This window comes from Pseudomonas azotoformans (assembly GCF_001579805.1).
In the GTDB taxonomy this organism is placed as follows: domain Bacteria; phylum Pseudomonadota; class Gammaproteobacteria; order Pseudomonadales; family Pseudomonadaceae; genus Aquipseudomonas; species Aquipseudomonas azotoformans_A.
The window spans coordinates 3,644,293-3,659,341 of record NZ_CP014546.1; the positions used below are offsets into that span (position 1 = coordinate 3,644,293).

General features: G+C 61.7%; 13 protein-coding genes. 2 read left to right on the plus strand and 11 right to left on the minus strand.

The annotated features are described in order from the left end of the window. Window positions 1-7 precede the first annotated feature (7 nt). The 7 genes from AYR47_RS17060 to AYR47_RS17090 are packed head-to-tail and all read right to left on the minus strand — an operon-like array spanning window position 8 to window position 9,140. Window positions 8-1,336, minus strand: coding sequence for a GH39 family glycosyl hydrolase (locus AYR47_RS17060; protein WP_033899675.1), 1,329 nt, complete (start codon window positions 1,334-1,336; stop codon window positions 8-10). Continuing rightward, on the minus strand, window positions 1,326-2,516 hold the full coding sequence (locus tag AYR47_RS17065; protein WP_061436022.1) for a glycosyltransferase: 1,191 nt from the start codon (window positions 2,514-2,516) through the stop codon (window positions 1,326-1,328). Before AYR47_RS17065 ends, AYR47_RS17060 begins: the two co-directional genes overlap by 11 nt. Then, complete coding sequence (locus AYR47_RS17070) at window positions 2,516-4,507, minus strand: GumC family protein (protein ID WP_033899679.1); 1,992 nt, start codon at window positions 4,505-4,507, stop codon at window positions 2,516-2,518. Before AYR47_RS17070 ends, AYR47_RS17065 begins: the two co-directional genes overlap by 1 nt. Window positions 4,508-4,521: 14 nt before the next feature. Beyond that, window positions 4,522-5,298, minus strand: a complete 777-nt coding sequence (locus tag AYR47_RS17075; RefSeq protein WP_033899680.1) for a polysaccharide biosynthesis/export family protein — start codon at window positions 5,296-5,298, stop codon at window positions 4,522-4,524. 29 nt (window positions 5,299-5,327) lie between these two features. After that, on the minus strand, window positions 5,328-6,239 hold the full coding sequence (locus AYR47_RS17080) for a glycosyltransferase family 2 protein (RefSeq protein ID WP_061436024.1): 912 nt from the start codon (window positions 6,237-6,239) through the stop codon (window positions 5,328-5,330). 1 nt (window position 6,240) lies between these two features. After that, window positions 6,241-7,701, minus strand: a complete 1,461-nt coding sequence (locus AYR47_RS17085; protein ID WP_061436025.1) for a mannose-1-phosphate guanylyltransferase/mannose-6-phosphate isomerase — start codon at window positions 7,699-7,701, stop codon at window positions 6,241-6,243. After that, on the minus strand, window positions 7,701-9,140 hold the full coding sequence (locus tag AYR47_RS17090; protein ID WP_033899683.1) for an undecaprenyl-phosphate glucose phosphotransferase: 1,440 nt from the start codon (window positions 9,138-9,140) through the stop codon (window positions 7,701-7,703). The genes AYR47_RS17085 and AYR47_RS17090 overlap by 1 nt, the downstream gene beginning before the upstream one ends. Window positions 9,141-9,766: 626 nt before the next feature. On the opposite strand from AYR47_RS17090, the gene AYR47_RS17095 reads away from it, so the two are divergent. Then, the gene (locus AYR47_RS17095; protein WP_061436027.1) at window positions 9,767-10,396 is read left to right on the plus strand and encodes a LysE family translocator; all 630 of its coding nucleotides are present in this window, start codon (window positions 9,767-9,769) and stop codon (window positions 10,394-10,396) included. 836 nt (window positions 10,397-11,232) lie between these two features. Here the strand turns inward: AYR47_RS17095 and inhA are convergent. Continuing rightward, on the minus strand, window positions 11,233-11,913 hold the full coding sequence (gene inhA / locus AYR47_RS17100; protein ID WP_061436029.1) for an isonitrile hydratase: 681 nt from the start codon (window positions 11,911-11,913) through the stop codon (window positions 11,233-11,235). A gap of 90 nt (window positions 11,914-12,003) precedes the next feature. Between inhA and AYR47_RS17105 the strand changes: the two genes are divergently transcribed. Continuing rightward, the gene (locus tag AYR47_RS17105; RefSeq protein WP_061436030.1) at window positions 12,004-13,008 is read left to right on the plus strand and encodes a GlxA family transcriptional regulator; all 1,005 of its coding nucleotides are present in this window, start codon (window positions 12,004-12,006) and stop codon (window positions 13,006-13,008) included. Here the strand turns inward: AYR47_RS17105 and AYR47_RS17110 are convergent. The 3 genes from AYR47_RS17110 to AYR47_RS17120 all read right to left on the minus strand — a co-directional run bounded on the left by AYR47_RS17110 (window position 12,942) and on the right by AYR47_RS17120 (window position 14,938). Then, window positions 12,942-13,856 carry an alpha/beta fold hydrolase gene (locus AYR47_RS17110; protein WP_061449435.1) on the minus strand — a complete coding sequence of 305 codons (915 nt, stop codon included), beginning with the start codon at window positions 13,854-13,856 and terminating at the stop codon, window positions 12,942-12,944. The two genes, AYR47_RS17105 and AYR47_RS17110, sit on opposite strands and share 67 nt — an antisense overlap. 90 nt (window positions 13,857-13,946) lie before the next feature. After that, complete coding sequence (locus tag AYR47_RS17115; RefSeq protein WP_237142475.1) at window positions 13,947-14,243, minus strand: VOC family protein; 297 nt, start codon at window positions 14,241-14,243, stop codon at window positions 13,947-13,949. 62 nt (window positions 14,244-14,305) lie between these two features. Further along, window positions 14,306-14,938 carry a BRCT domain-containing protein gene (locus AYR47_RS17120; RefSeq protein WP_061436034.1) on the minus strand — a complete coding sequence of 211 codons (633 nt, stop codon included), beginning with the start codon at window positions 14,936-14,938 and terminating at the stop codon, window positions 14,306-14,308. Window positions 14,939-15,049 lie beyond the last annotated feature (111 nt).

Genomic DNA, 15,049 nt, shown 5'->3' on the forward strand with positions numbered 1-15,049 from the left:
GCAGGCCTCACTCCCATAACAGAATTTGCAGGTTCGACTTGACCGGAACGGTCAGGCCATTGGTGCCGCTCACCGGGGTTTGTGTGCCGCGCAGCGGGTCGTACAGGGTGGCGCTGGCCAAGCCCGGCAGGTGCGCGTTGCCGCCCTGGGCCGCCCAGAAGAACCACAGCTTGCGCCCGTCGGTGCGGGTCCAGCCGATGCTGAACAGGCCGTCGGGCAATGCGTCGGCAGCCGGCGGATCGCCCGGCGTGAGCTTCGGCCCGCTGATATCGAGGAAGTTCTTCAGCGCGGTGTAGACCGGCTTGGGGTTGGTGTCGATGTCCAGCAAGCCATAGGAGCGGTCACGCACACTGGCGCGCTGGTCGAGGTCGCTCAAGGTGAACAGGAAAATCTTGTCGTAATCCATCGCGCTCATCAGCGCCAGGCGGCGCACCACGTAGTCGGCCTGTGCCTGTGGCGTGATGATGTCCTGAGCGTCTTTTGGGCCCTTGTAGGTCGACCAGCCCCACTCGGTGCTCCACAAGGTTTGCACACCGCCGTTGCGCAGGGCCTGGTTCAGCTGGGTGGTCTTGGCGATGAAGTCCAGGTTGGCCGGGTCGTTGCCTTCGGGCAATTGGGTGTAGGGGTGGTAGGAGATGATCGTGTTCAGACTGACCACGCCCAGCGCGCCCAAGGCATCGAACATGGTTTGGCCGTTGGGCATTTCACTGAAGAACGCCATGCCGGCGGCGACCACCGGTTTGGTCGGGTTCACCGCGCGCAAGGCGTGGGTGGTGACGGTCAACAGGTTCGCGTAGCCGGCAGGATCCGCCACCGGGCGCCAGAAGCCGATCAGGTTCGGCTCGTTCCAGACTTGCCAGGCCTCGACGCTGGGGTAGCGCTGGGAAAGCAACGCCATGCGGTTGGCGAACACATTGGGGTCTTTTGGCGGGTACTGGTCCGGGTACAGCGACAGCGGTGGCGCACTGGTGATAAAGCGTGCCGAACCCACCAGGTAAAACACCGACTTGATCTGGTTCTGTTGCAGCTTGCCCACCAGTTCATCGAGGGTGGCGAGCTTGTATTGGTTCTGCGCGGTTTCCAGTTGATCCCAGTGCAAATCCAGGCGCACCCATTCCAGGCCCAGGGCCTTGAGGCGGTCGATCTGCTTCTGGTAACGCTCGGGGCTGAACCACAGGAACTGCGCATTCACCCCCAGGAAATCCTTCCACACCACCTCCTTGCTGCCCTTGAGCACATGGCTTTCGGCGTCCGCTTGGCGTCCCCATAAAAATGCGGTCAGGCCCAGGGCGGCAACCAGCGCAAAGGTGGCGAGGTAGGTGCGTTTACGCGCCATAAGGGGCTCCGCTGATGGCCTGCTCGAAGAGTTGTTTGAATTTCTGCGCGGTCAACGGCCACAGGCGTTCGCGACCGATTTCCCCGGCACGCTCGGCCCAATCCCTTGCCAGCAGTGGCGTGCGCGCCAGGCGCAGCAGTTGTTCGCCCAGTGCGGGCACATCGCCTTCGGGGTAGATCGCGCCGTTGCCGCTGGCGACTTCTTCGGCAAACGCGCGCGCGTCGGAGGTGATCGCGCCACGCCCGCAGGCGGTGGCCCAGGACAACGCGCCACTGGTGCCGCGCTGGCGCCCGAGCAGGCCGAGTTTTTTCGATTCACGGTAGGGCAGCACCATCACATGGTGGGCCTGGATGGTCTGGGCGATCTCATCGGCCGGCAGGTTCAGGCGCCAGTCGATGGCGTCGGTCAGGCCCAGTGCCGCGATCTGTGCGTTCAACTGTTCCAGGTAATTGCCGCCCGCGCCAAACGCCATTTCGGCGGCCGTGCCGCCGGCCAGGGTCAGGCGCACGCGGTCGCGCAATTCGGGGGCTTGCTTGAACACATCCGCCAAGGCTTGCACCAGATCTTCGATGCCTTTGCCACGGTAGATAAAGCCGAAATACAGCAGCCGCAGGGTGTCCAGTGTCGGTAGAGGCGCCGGTGCAATTGCCAGGTTGGCGTGGTTGATCACCGCGACTTTGCCGGCCGGCAGTTGCATGCGCTCGGTCAAGCAGTCGGCGCCCAGGCGGGTGAGGGTCACCAGCCGGGTCAGCCCCTTGGCGACTTGGCGTTCTTCGCGCAGGGTCAGCGGGTCGGCCAGCACCACTGCCGCCTGGGGCAACGGGCTCGGCAAACGTTCCATCAGGTTCAAGGGGAAGGGCAGGTGTTCACGCCGCCACACGATGCGCTCCGGGTCATGCACGGTGGCGGTCAACGGCAGCTGCGGGTAAGCCTTGCGCAGTTCACGCAAGGCCAGGAATTCCCCCAGCCGCCCACCGCCCAACTCGGCGTGCACCAGGTCGACGGACTGCCAGTCGAACGCCGCGATGGCGTGCCGGATCGCCTCGGAATTGCCCGCCACCCCGGCCAACGGTGTCAGCACCGTCACGCCGAGTTGTTCCAGTGCCGTGCGGAAATGGTTCGCGTAGTCGGCGATCCCGTTCTTTTCCGGCGGCAAGGGCGCGAGCAGGGCGATACGCATCAGAACGCTCCCCGGTATTTGCCGATGGTGTGCAGCACTTTGCCCGGCACTTCGAACTTGCGACGGTTGATGATGATGCCGTCCACCTTGCCAAACGCGGTGTTGAGGATCGACAGCGCATGTTCCACCACTGGCACGGTACTTTTGCGCGCTTCCACCACCAGGCCGATCAGGTCGGCGCGGCGCAGGTTGACGAACGCCTCGCGGTTGTCCAGCAGGGCCGAGGCGTCGAGCAGCACCACTTCACCCGGCGCTGCGGCTTCCAGCCCGCCGACCCGCACATTGACACCGTTTTCATGCAGCAACTGGCGCAGTTGCTCCACCACAAAGGTCACCCCTTCGCCGTGGCGCGCCGAGGTCAGGCCCAGGGTCAGGCCTTGTTCGGCAATGCGGTCGGGCTGCAGCAGGCTGTACAAGCGGTAGATGCTCGCATTGAACGCGTTGGTACTTTGCGCGGTGGAGGTGTCCAGCTCCGGCAGGGTGGTCCACAGGGGCAGGCCGAATTTGCGTTCCACCAGGCCACCGTCGTGAATGCGCTGGTCGAGCAGGTAGCACAGGTAGATCACCAGCAGGCCGACCACGATGGCAAACGGGATCGCCAACACCAGCATCACCAGGGTTTTCGGGAAGATGCGGCCCGGGTTCAGGGTGGCTTCTTCGATCACCGCGATGTTGCTGATCTGGCTGTTGTCCAGCTCGCGGTCGATGCGCGATTTTTCCAGGTTATCCACGTACAGCGCGTAGTTGCGCTCGGTGGTGTTCAGCTCGCGGGAGAGGCGGGCCAGCTCCGGTTCAATCTCCAGGGCCTCTTTGCGTTGCGCTTCCAGGTTCACCAGTTGTTTCTGCTGTTGAACCAGTTGGGTGCGCAGCGCCAGGTTGTTGCTGGTTTCATCCAGCAACACGCGCTGCAAGTGGATTTCCAGGGTGTTCGGCGCACGGTTCTCCGAGGCTTGCACGGTGCTGGCCTCGCTGTTGACCTGCACCTGCATCGCCCGAATCGACGCGTCCAGGGCTTTGACCGGCGGCGCGTTGTCGGTGTAGGTGCGCATCATGTCGGCCTTTTCCAGCAGCTTCTGGTTGAGCAGGCGACGCAAATCCTGCTGCTGCGGGTTCAGTGCGATCTGGCGGACCGTGGTGACTTCCTTGGGCTGGCCCTTGAGCTGGGTGCGCGTGCTCGCAATGGCGCTGTCGGAGGACGCGATCAGCCGCGTGGTATTGAAGGTCTCGCCACGCAGCACGTTGATGCGCTCGGACAAGTCTTCCAGGCGGTCGGTGATGCTCGCCGCGCCGATCTCGTTCAAGTGGGTGAGGATCTGTTCCTTGTAGCTCTTGATCTCGGTCGCGCTGTTGGCCACCTGGCCTTCATAAAAGGCATACAGGCTCTTGCGGCCCAAGGCCTCGGTGCGCTCGTTGATGTAGGTCTCGACCCAATCCTTGACCACCGCCTGGGCGATTTCCGGGTCGCTCCACTTGAACGTGATGTCCATCACCGTGGAACCGGCGGCGTGGCTCACTTCGAAGTTCTTCTCCAGGCCGGCGGCCAGGCGTTCGACCGGGGTGGTTTTCTCAACGATACCCACGGTTTCCATGACCACGCGCACGCCGTCGAACACTGCCCCCACGCCGCTCTTGACGTAGTACTTGGTGCGCTTCCAGAAGCCCTCCGGCGGCGGCGCGTTTTCGATCACTTCCAGGTAATGCTCGGCCACCGCACGAACGATGGGCCGGCCGGTGAGCAGGCGCTCCTCGTCGACAATCGGGTCACGCTGGGTGCTGGGCATCACCAGCGCCTGGCGGTTGCTGATCTCGATGGGCAAGGTCGAATCACGCCCCGGTTTCACCAACAGCCGCGCGGTGGATTCGTACTTGGCCGGCAGCAGGAACGCCCCCAGCAGGATGATCACCAGCGCGGCAATCGCCGCGAGTTTGAACTCGTGCCGGAAGATGAAGAACAAGCGCAGAAGATCACGAAAAGAACGGATCTCGATCATGGGATGTCGCTCCTTTAGTTATTGCCGCCGCTGGTTCGGGTGTAGTTGTAGCCCACCCCAATGGACTTGGTGAACGGGATCAGTTGGTTCATGTAGGTATCCACCCCTTGGATGCGCTCGCCCACGTTGGATTTGGGCACGAACACCACATCGCCGCGTTGCAGGCGCACGGGTTTGCGGCCGTTGGGGCCGGTCTTGAGCAGTTGGCTGAAGTCCAGGAAGTACGCGCGATACGCGCCCTGGGCGTCTTCGCGCAGCAGGGCGACCATGCTCGCGTTGCCCGCCGCGCTGACCCCGCCGGCACCGAGGATGGCCTGCTCCAGGGTGTTGGCCGTGCCGAGCTGCACCGCCGTCGGGTTATTCACCGCGCCGCCGACGATGATCGAGCTGCCCGGCGCCTGGTTGATGTTCACCGTCACGCGCGGTTCGCGGTAGATGGGTGCGAGTTTGCCGGTCAACTCCGTGGCCAGTTCCGAAGGCTGGCGACCGGCGACCTGCACCGGCCCCAGGAACGGGTAGTTGATCTTGCCGTCGGTCTGCACCGTGTACAGCGTCAGCTCATAAATGGTGCTGACGTTGAACGCCGACAGCGTCGGCATTTCGCCGGCATCGCGCACGATGCGCAACTGGTCGCCGATGCGGATGCGTTCCACCGCCGGCGGCAGCTGGGCAAGCTGCTCGAGGGCGCGTTTGCCTTCCTCGACGGTCTTGCCGTCGGGCGGGACGATGCGTGCCGGCGTATTGCAGGCGGCCAGGGCCATCATGGCCACGACGAGCAGGGTTCGTTTCATCAAGGGGGACTTCCTGTAGGTCATGATGCTCACCTCCAATAACCGGGAAACATGCTGATGCGCCGCTTGAGGGCGAGGGGGAGGCGACGCTCCAGATGGCCCAGCCGGTAGCCGAGCAGTTTGAATGCACTGCGCACCAGCACTTCGGGGACGCGGTGCAAGGCCCCGGCTTTGCGCAAGGCCGCGAGTTCGGCCAGCACATAGCGCTTGCCTTCGCCCCCCGCGTCGCCAAAGGCCTGTTTGATCCACGGTTCGCGGCCGTAGAACACGCCGATATCGAAGTAGCGGTGAAACTCATCCATGAGTTTGTAATCGTGGGAGTGATGCACCCGCGCCGTGGCGGCGTAGCGCACCTTGTAGCCTTCAAGCAGCATGCGCGCAGCGACAAAGGCGTCTTCGCTACCGATCACATCTGCTGGAAAACCGCCCACTGCTTCCAGCACGCTGCGCCGGTACACGGAAAACGAGTCGGAACTGAAGCAGGTCTTGATGCCCAACTCCGGCGCATCGGCCAGGCTCTTGCTGCGGCTCTGTTCCGGATAGTTAAAGTGCCGCGATTGCGCACCCAGCACACCGGCATCGGGGTGGGGCAACTGGCGACCGTAGGCTACGCCGTTGAGCGGGTCCTCCTGCAATTCGGCGAGCAGGTTGGCGAAGGTCTCGGGGGTGGCGGGAATCGCGTCCTGGGTCATGACGATCAGTGCATCGCCGCCCACCTGTTGGCTAGCCCAGCGCCGGGTGCCGCCATGGTTGAAATCACGCGCGTCGATCACCTCGACCCGTGCGCCGAACTCGCGAAAGCGCGCCACGGTGTCATCGCTGGAGGCGCTGTCCACCACCAGCATTTCGTCAGGTTGCAGGGTTTGCATGCGCAGCGCCGGCAGCAGGCGTGCCAGGTGGCTGGAGGCGTTACGGGTCGGGATGATCAGAGACGTACGCATATCATTTTTTCACTTCAGCCGGGGCGCGCCCGTAGATGTCGTCGAAGCGCACGATGTCGTCCTCGCCCAGGTATTCGCCGCTCTGCACCTCGATCATCACCAGGTCGATGATGCCGGGGTTGGTCAGGCGGTGTTTGTGCCCGGCGGGGATGTAGGTGGACTCGTTGGCGTTGATCAGGAATTCGCGCTCGCCGTTGGTGATCTGCGCCGCACCGCTGACCACCACCCAGTGCTCGCTGCGGTGGTGGTGCATCTGCAACGACAGCGACGCCTGGGGCTTAACCACGATGCGCTTGATCTTGAAGCGGCTGCTTTCTTCCAGCACGGTGTAGGTGCCCCACGGTCGGGTGACCGTGCGGTGCAGGCTGTACGCCGGATGGTTCTGGCGCTTGAGCTCGGCGACGATGTAGCGCACATCCTGGCTGCGATGGGCGTCGGCGATCAGCAGGGCGTCCGGGGTGTCGACGATGATCAGGTCGCGCACGCCCACCGCGCCCAGTACGCGCTTGGGCGAGTCGATGTAGCAGTTGTGCACGTCATGCAGAATCGCTTCGCCATTGACCTGGTTGCCATGGGCGTCGCTGGGGGTGAGCTGGCGCAGGGCTTCCCAGGAACCGATGTCGCTCCAGCCGATGTCGCAGGGCACCACGGCGACTTGCTTGGACTTCTCCATCAGCGCCACGTCGATGGAAATATCCGGCGCGCTGCCAAAGGCCTCCGAGTCCAGTTCGCGCTGGCGCGAGGTCTTGTTCTGCAGACTCTGGCTGTGGTCGAGGGCGGCGCGCGCAGCTTCCAGCACGTCGGGCGCATGGGCCGCGAGCTCGTCCACCAGCGTGCTGGCCTTGAAGCAGAACATGCCGGCGTTCCACAGGTGTTTGCCGCCGTCGAGGTAGGCCTGGGCAGTGGCCAGGTCGGGTTTTTCGACAAAGCGTTTAACCCGGTTGCCCGTGCTCAACGGCTCGCCTTGCTCGATGTAGCCAAAGCCGGTTTCCGGATGATCCGGCTGGATGCCGAAGGTCACCAGGTAGCCAGCCTCGGCCAGGTCGCGGGCCTGGGTCACGGCTGCGGCGAACGCCACCTCATTGAGGATCAAATGGTCGGCGGGCATCACCAGCAACTGTGCGTCGCCGCCGAAGTGTTCCTGCACGTGCAACGCCGCCACGGCAATTGCCGCCGCCGTGTTGCGGCCGAACGGCTCCAGCAACAGGTCCAGGGGCAGGTGGGCCTTATTGACCAGGCGATAGTCATCCAGGGTGCGGAACAGCAGGTCGCGGTTGGTCACCGTCAACACGCTTTCCACGCCGGGCAATTTGGCGGCGCGCTGGAAGGTTTTTTGCAGCAGGCTCTGGCCGTCGCGCATGCGCATGAACGGCTTGGGCATGTTCTGCCGGGACACCGGCCACAGCCGCGTGCCCGAACCACCGGAAATGATGCAGGGAATTAATCCGTTGAGGGTATTCATCAATAGACTTCCTTGGTGGAAAGGACGGCCGGGACCGTCATGAAGACGATGTACAAGTCAAACCACACCGACCACTTGGAGATGTACTCCAGGTCGTACTCGACACGTTTCTGGATCTTGAACAGGGTGTCGGTCTCGCCCCGGTAACCATTGATCTGCGCCCAGCCGGTGATACCCGGCTTGACCCGGTGCCGTGAGCTGTACTCGCTGACCGCCACTTCAAAGGGAATGCCGGCCGCCTTGGTCGCCGTGGCATGCGGGCGAGGGCCGACCATGGACATGTTGCCCAGCAGCACATTGAACAGTTGCGGCAGCTCGTCGATGCTGGTCTTGCGGATGATGCGGCCCACGCGGGTGATGCGCGGATCTTCGCGGGTGGTCTGGCGTTCGGCGGTGAAGTCGCTCTGGTCGGTGTACATCGAGCGGAACTTGAACACGCGGATTTCATTGTCGTTGTAGCCGTAGCGATTCTGGCGAAACAGCACCGGGCCCTTGGAGTCGAGCTTGATCGCAATCGCCGTTGCCAGCATCACCGGCGACAGCGCGACCAAGGCCAGGCTGGCGAGCAGCAAATCCTCACAGCGTTTGATCACCGGCGACCAGCCGCGCAGCGGCAGTTGCGAAGTGTTGAACATCAGGATGCCGCCCACGTCGGTAATCTTGCTGTGGCCGTAGCGCAGGGCGGCCATGTCCGGCACCAGCATCACGTTGACAGACAACTGCCGCAGGCGGTTGACCAAACCGTGGATGCGCTGCTCGGCGGCCCAGGGCAGGCAGATCATCACTTGATTGACCTGCTCTGCGCGAATCAGTTTTTCCAGGTCGCGGGTGTTGCCCAGCAATGGCAGGTTGCTCAGTTCCTTGGGAATGCGCTCGGTGCGGTCGTCGATGAAACCGATCAGGCCGGAACGGATATCCCCGTTGCGCTGCAAGTGATCAGCGACGTGCACGGCCGTGTCGGTAAAGCCCAGGATCACCGTGCGTTGCAGGTATTTGCCGGACCGCATCAGCCGACGGTACAGGCGCAACATCACCAGGCGTTCAAGGCAGAACAGCGCCAGGCTGGCGACGTACCAGGTCACTAGGTTGCGCGGGGTCAACTGTGGGAAGAACTGCAGGATCTGGTACATGAACAGCAGGATGCAAAAGGCCGCCGTCCAGGCCTTGATCTTGGTTTTCAAGCGCAGCCGGTTGCTGAACAATTCTTCGGAATAGATGCCCAGGGCCTGAAACAGAATAATGGTCAGGACCGCGAAAAACACCAGCAGCCCCAGGAAATGGGCGCGCAGCTCAGGGTCCATCGGGTCCAGGAAGAGCACCAGGACCAGTGGGGGCAAAATGGCCGTCAGGCCATGGATCAACTTGACGAAAACAACAAAGAACTCAACAAAACCGGCGCGTGTTAAAAACAAACTGTCGACGGACGACTTCTCTCGCATAAAAACATCCCTCATTGCACTCCAGACTTCGCTGTTTGAGGGTGTGTTCAATAAAGCAGCAGGCTGCTTTAGAGCTCAGATCAAACCGGCTACTCTGGGTAATACGCAACTTTCCATTCCAAATGCAGCTATCCATTTGAAGGGATTTTGCGGGGGTAGTGACTAAAGGAGTGTTCCCTTACTGTATTCAGTCAATGAATTGACTATGGTGCGGAGGTGGCATGCTAGACAGGTTAATGAGTCTTTTCTTCGGCATTTTATTGACGTTCCTTGTCTGAACACTCGGTCATCAGCTGTGTTTTTGAGTGTAGGAACAAATGTGAGATTTTTCCTGCTTAATGGAAAAACCTTTTTCGAAACGAGGTGGGAAAGGGGGACAGGCAGGGATTGGCAGGGCGCACTAAGTGCCCTGTCTGCGGGGCTTTCGTCTGCAGGGAAGTTGTCTGGAACAGTAACTATGAAATGATGCGGGTCACGGTAGAAGTTGCCCCGCGAGGCAGTGTCGGCAGTGTTGTAGTCGCGTGGCCATTCGCAGTTACCGCAGAGCATTGTATCCAGCACAATTTTTTGTCCGCTCCAGGGACACCGATTAATCTGCAGGCTTTTTCCGGTGGATGGCTTTGAGCATGATCGACCTTGCGACCCTGGCGGTATTTTCCGGTGCAGTGCTGTTGTTGTTGCTATCGCCGGGGCCGAACATGGCCTTTGTGATCAGCCATGGCGTGACCCACGGCTGGCGTGGTGGGATGGCGTCGGCCTTGGGCATCGGCGTCGCTGACCTGTTGCTGACGGCCTTGACGGCTACCGGGGTGACGGCGTTGGTTGCCAGTTGGCCGCCATCCTTTGACCTGATCCGGTATGCCGGGGTGGTCTACTTGCTGTGGTTGGTGTTCAAGACGTTGCAGAAAAATGCTGGAGGCGACGCTGTGCATGTCAGTCGTGTGCCCTTGGGGCGGGTGTTTCTGCAAGCCATGCTCAACAGTTTGCTCAATCCCAAGGCTTTGCTGTTTTTTCTGGTGTTCTTGCCGCAGTTTGTACGGCCGGAGGCGGGGTCTATTGCGGTGCAGTTGATGGTGCTGGGGGGCGTGCTGACCTTGATTGCAGCGGTGTTTCATGTGCTGCTGGGGGTGTTTGGTGGAGCGCTCAGCCGGTTTTTTGCCAGGCGCTCAAAGGGTGCCTGGTTGCAGAAGTGGGGGTTGGCGACGGTGCTGACGGTGCTGGCGGTGCGTTTGGCGGTGATGTCTCGGCCATCCTGAGTACATATCCGTTGTTTGGGTAACGGCGGGTATTGGTTCCGCCCTTACGGCGGGTCACTTTGGAAAAGCCGGAATGCCGGCTCAGCCCAAAGTAACCAAAGGGCTCTTGCCCCAACACTCGGTACCTCGCCTAGGCTCGGTATGCCCGTAATCCGACAGTGATTTGGGGGGCCGCCGCCACGCGCCATCCATGGCGCGGGGCGGCTAAACCGGCATCCCTGCCGGTTTACCCCCCAAATCCCTGCCGAATTCCGGCCAGCGTGTTTGACGGGGCGCCTAAGATCAAAATCAAAAGCACAGCGGCCTGACAGCCGGCTTGAGTGGTGTAGAGCAAACGCAAAGACAAACGCGGTCCTGTAGGAGCCGGCTTGCCGGCGATGGTCGTTAACGATGACGTGGGGTGTCTGGATGAACGCGGCGCTCTCACGTTTTTCGCCGGCAAGCCGGCTCCTACAAGGACCGCGTATCCACGATGCGAAGCGAGTCGCTCTTGATCTTGATCTGAGGCGCCCCGTCAAACACGCTGGCCGAACGCAGGCTTGAATCCGTGGGTAACCCGGCAGGACGCCGGGTTAGCCGCGCTGGGCCAGGGATGGCCCATCGCGGCGGCCCACGGATTCAAGCCGGAGTGAGGGCACACCGAGCCTAAGCGAGGTGCCGAGTGTTGGGGCAAGAGCCCTTTTGGTTACTTTTGGCTGGGCCGGCATTCCGGGCTCTTTTCCAAAAGTGACCCGCCGTAAGGGCGGAACCTATATCAGCCGTTACCCAAATAACGGATATGTCCCCCGCCCCGACCCAAACATCGCTTTTGCAGTATCCACAGGTGCTATGCCGAATCACCCCAACCGAGCCGCAGCCCGCGCAACGATCTCCCCACGCACCCTGCGCGATTCCGCCGTGCGCTTGTTGGCTTCCTCCAACACATGCTTGGGCGCCGTGTCCGGACGCCCGGAATCGAACGGCGGTGCCGGCGCATATTCAATCTGCAACTGCACCAGCTGCGCCGCCGCTTCGCTGTACAACTCGCCCGCCAACGTCAGGGCAAAGTCGATGCCAGCCGTAATGCCGCCACCGGTCAACAGGTTGCCGTCGCGCACCACGCGTTCTTGCACCGGGATCGCACCGAGCGGGGCGAGCAGGTCGTGATAGGCCCAGTGCGTCGTCGCCTTGCGCCCGCGCAACAAACCGGCGGCGCCGAGTACCAGCGAGCCGGTGCACACCGACGTCACATAGCGCGCGGTCTGGGCTTGTACCTTGAGGAAGTCCAACGTCAGCGGATCTTCCATCAGCGCCCCAACACCTGAGCCTCCGGGCACGCAAATCACATCCAGGCGCGGGCAATCGGCGTAGGTCATGGTCGGTGTGAACACCAGGCCGGTGCTGGAAGTGACCGGTTCCAGGTCTTTCCACACCAGGTGCAACTGCACATCCGGCAACGAACCCAACACGTCATAAGGACCGGTGAGGTCCAGTTGCTGGATGCCGGGGAACAACACAAAGCCAATCTGCAAGGTCATGAATAGCGCTCCGTCAAAGGGGTGGACGGCTTCACTCTAGAGGCCTAGGCTTTGGCGAATACGCCATTGAGCCCACGAATCACGCCAATCATGCCCAGAATCGTCCACGTACTCGCTTTCGATAACGCCCAGGTGCTCGATGTCACCGGGCCGTTGCAGGTGTTCGCCTCCACCAATGACCTGGCGCGTCAACGCGGCCTGCCGTTGCCCTACGCCGTGTCGGTGATCGCCGCGCAAGCGGAGCCGGTGATGACGTCGGCTGGCTTGGCACTGCTGGCCCAGCCGCTGCCCGCCCTCGATGCGCCGTGCGATACGTTGGTGATTGCCGGCGGCTGGGGCGTTTACGGCGCCGCCGAAGACCCGGCGCTGGTGGAGTGGGTGCGCGAGAAAGCCAGGCATACCCGGCGCATGACCTCGGTGTGTACCGGCGCGTTTTTGCTGGCCGCCAGCGGCATGCTCGATGGCTGTCGGGTGGCCACCCACTGGACGCGTTGTGAAGAACTGGCGCGCAAATTCCCGGCGTTGACGGTGGAGTCCAACCCGATCTTTATCCAGCAAGGCGCCGTCTGGACATCCGCCGGTGTCACTGCTGGCATCGACCTGTGCCTGGCGCTGGTGGAAGAAGACCTGGGCCGCGCCGTGGCCCTGGAAGTGGCGCGGCACCTGGTGGTGTTCCTCAAGCGTCCCGGCGGCCAGTCCCAATTCAGCGTGACCCTGTCCCTGCAAAAAGACGACAGCCGCTTCGCCGAACTCCACGCCTGGATCGCCGAACACCTCACCCTGGATTTGAGCATCTCGACTCTGGCCGCCCAAGCCGGCATGAGCGAACGCAGCTTTGTACGCCACTACCGCGCCGAAACCGGCCAGACCCCGGCACGCGCCGTCGAATTGATCCGCGTCGAAACCGCGCGCCGGCAGTTGGCTGACAGCGCAGTATCGATCAAACGCATCGCCGTGCAGTGTGGCTTTGGCAGCGAAGAGACCCTGCGTCGCAGCTTCCTGCGCGCCTTGTCGATCACACCCCAGGCTTACCGTGAACGCTTTTCGCCAAGCAGCTCCAGCAGCGCATCAAGCGTGGCTTGCGGTGCTTCCTGAGGAATGTTGTGGCCCACGCCGGGAAGTACCTGGCGTCGGTAAAACCCGCTGAAATGCTCGACATCATCATCCACTTCAGGCGGCGGGCCCACGCCATCATCGGCACCGCACAGCGAAATGCTCGGTACCGAAATCGGCGGCTGCAACGCCAGCGCCTGCTCGATGGCTTCCAGCGCCGGGTCACCGGGGGCATACATGAAACGGTGGCGATAGGAGTGAATCACCACCTCGACAAAATCCGGGTTATCGAACGACGGCGCCGTCTGGTCATACAGGCTCGGCCCCTCGGCCCAGGAGGGCGACCAAAGCGCCCACAGCAACTTGCACAGTTCGCCACGGTTGGCGGTCAACCCGTCTACGCCGCGTTGGGTATGGAAGTAGAACTGGTACCACAAGCGATGCTCCGTCACAGGCCCCCGTGGTTTGAGGGATTTGGCAATGTCCTGGATATTGTAGCCATCCCCGGTCACCAACCCGCGCACCCGCTCGGGCCACAATGCCGCAACGATACACGCGGCTCGCCCACCCCAGTCGTAGCCGGCGAGGGTGGCCTGCGGGATCGCCAATGCATCCATGAAATCCAGCAGATCCTTGCCCAACGCCGCCTGCTGCCCGGAACGCATCACCTGCTCGTTAATAAACCGCGTCGGGCCGTAACCGCGCAGGTACGGCACCAGTACCCGGTAGCCACGCTCGGCCAGTACCGGCGCCATCGCGTCATAGCCGCGCGGGTCATAGGGGAAACCATGCAGCAGGATCACCGGCTCACCGTCGAGAGGGCCGTGGGCTTCGTAAGCAATATCGAGCATGGGCGTACGCACGTAGAGCAGCGGAGCGGTAATGGTCATGGTCATGGTGAGCGTTCATCGGCTGGCCAGAGAGACTGGAACTCTAGCCGAAAGCCGTGACGGGTAGGGGTGGGATTTGCGGCAGTGGGCTTACTTGTCTAGACCGAGCTGGCGCAACCCGATGCAATTGCCCCACGGATCGCGCACCTGGCAAATCCGATCCCCTCCTTCAATCGCCATTGGTCCGCGATACAGGATTGCCCCCAGTTTCTCCAGCCGTTGCACTGTTTGTGGCAAGTCTTCTACCCGCCAATACACAACCGACCCGGCGGCTCCGCAGGCGACCTTGCTATCGGCGTTGACGATTTCGATAGCCACGCCCTCTACATCCAGATGGCCAAAATCATCCGGCTGGTGGTAGATGCGTGTCGCCAGTGGAAAGGCCACGCAGTACCACTGTGTGGCTACGCGCCAGTCCGGGACATGTATGAGCACGGAGACAATAGGTTTCAACCGAACAACACCTGCTGCCAATGGGTTTCGCTGATGATTGCGATGGGCACACCGCTGTTTCGCAATTCCACGGCTTTTTTGATTTTGGTCCCGTAGGAGCTGTGCAGCCATTGCTCATTACCGATGCTGCCCACCACCAGAAAGTGCACCTTTTTGCTGACCGAATTACCGATCAGGCCGCCGCGTTCGGTGACGAGCGATTCGCAGTCTTTCCGAGGCCCGTAAGCCATGACCCCTGTAAACAGAAACACCCTATCGAGCCAGTCGAGTTCGGGAACCGGATCATTCAGCGGTAGGCTGCTGGCGTTTGCAGTGCGTTGAGGCGCCCCCACGGGAAGCCCTGCAAACTGATGCAGTATTTCCAACAATTCGACTGACTCATCTTCATCCAACACTCCATCGCTCAACATGTCAGCGAGGCGTTGGTACAGAATATTCACCACGGGATCTTCCAGATGTACCAGGTGGGTTTCTATCCAGCTCTTGAGAAACTCGGCCTCCAACTGATTGATTTTTCCATCGGCGGTCAAACCGGCGGTAATACCAATCAGTGCATCGACAGAGCGTCGATCAATACGTGCCTGATGGAAGAACACGCTTTTTTCGAATTCCTGATGAAGATCGACCATGCGTCCTTGCTCCTTAATTCTTCAGTTTCTATCGTCTGATTGATGTACTTGGCTTTGTCGGGAGTGAATGTGAGGTTCAACAGCATGGCGGATGCGTGAGGTCATATTCTT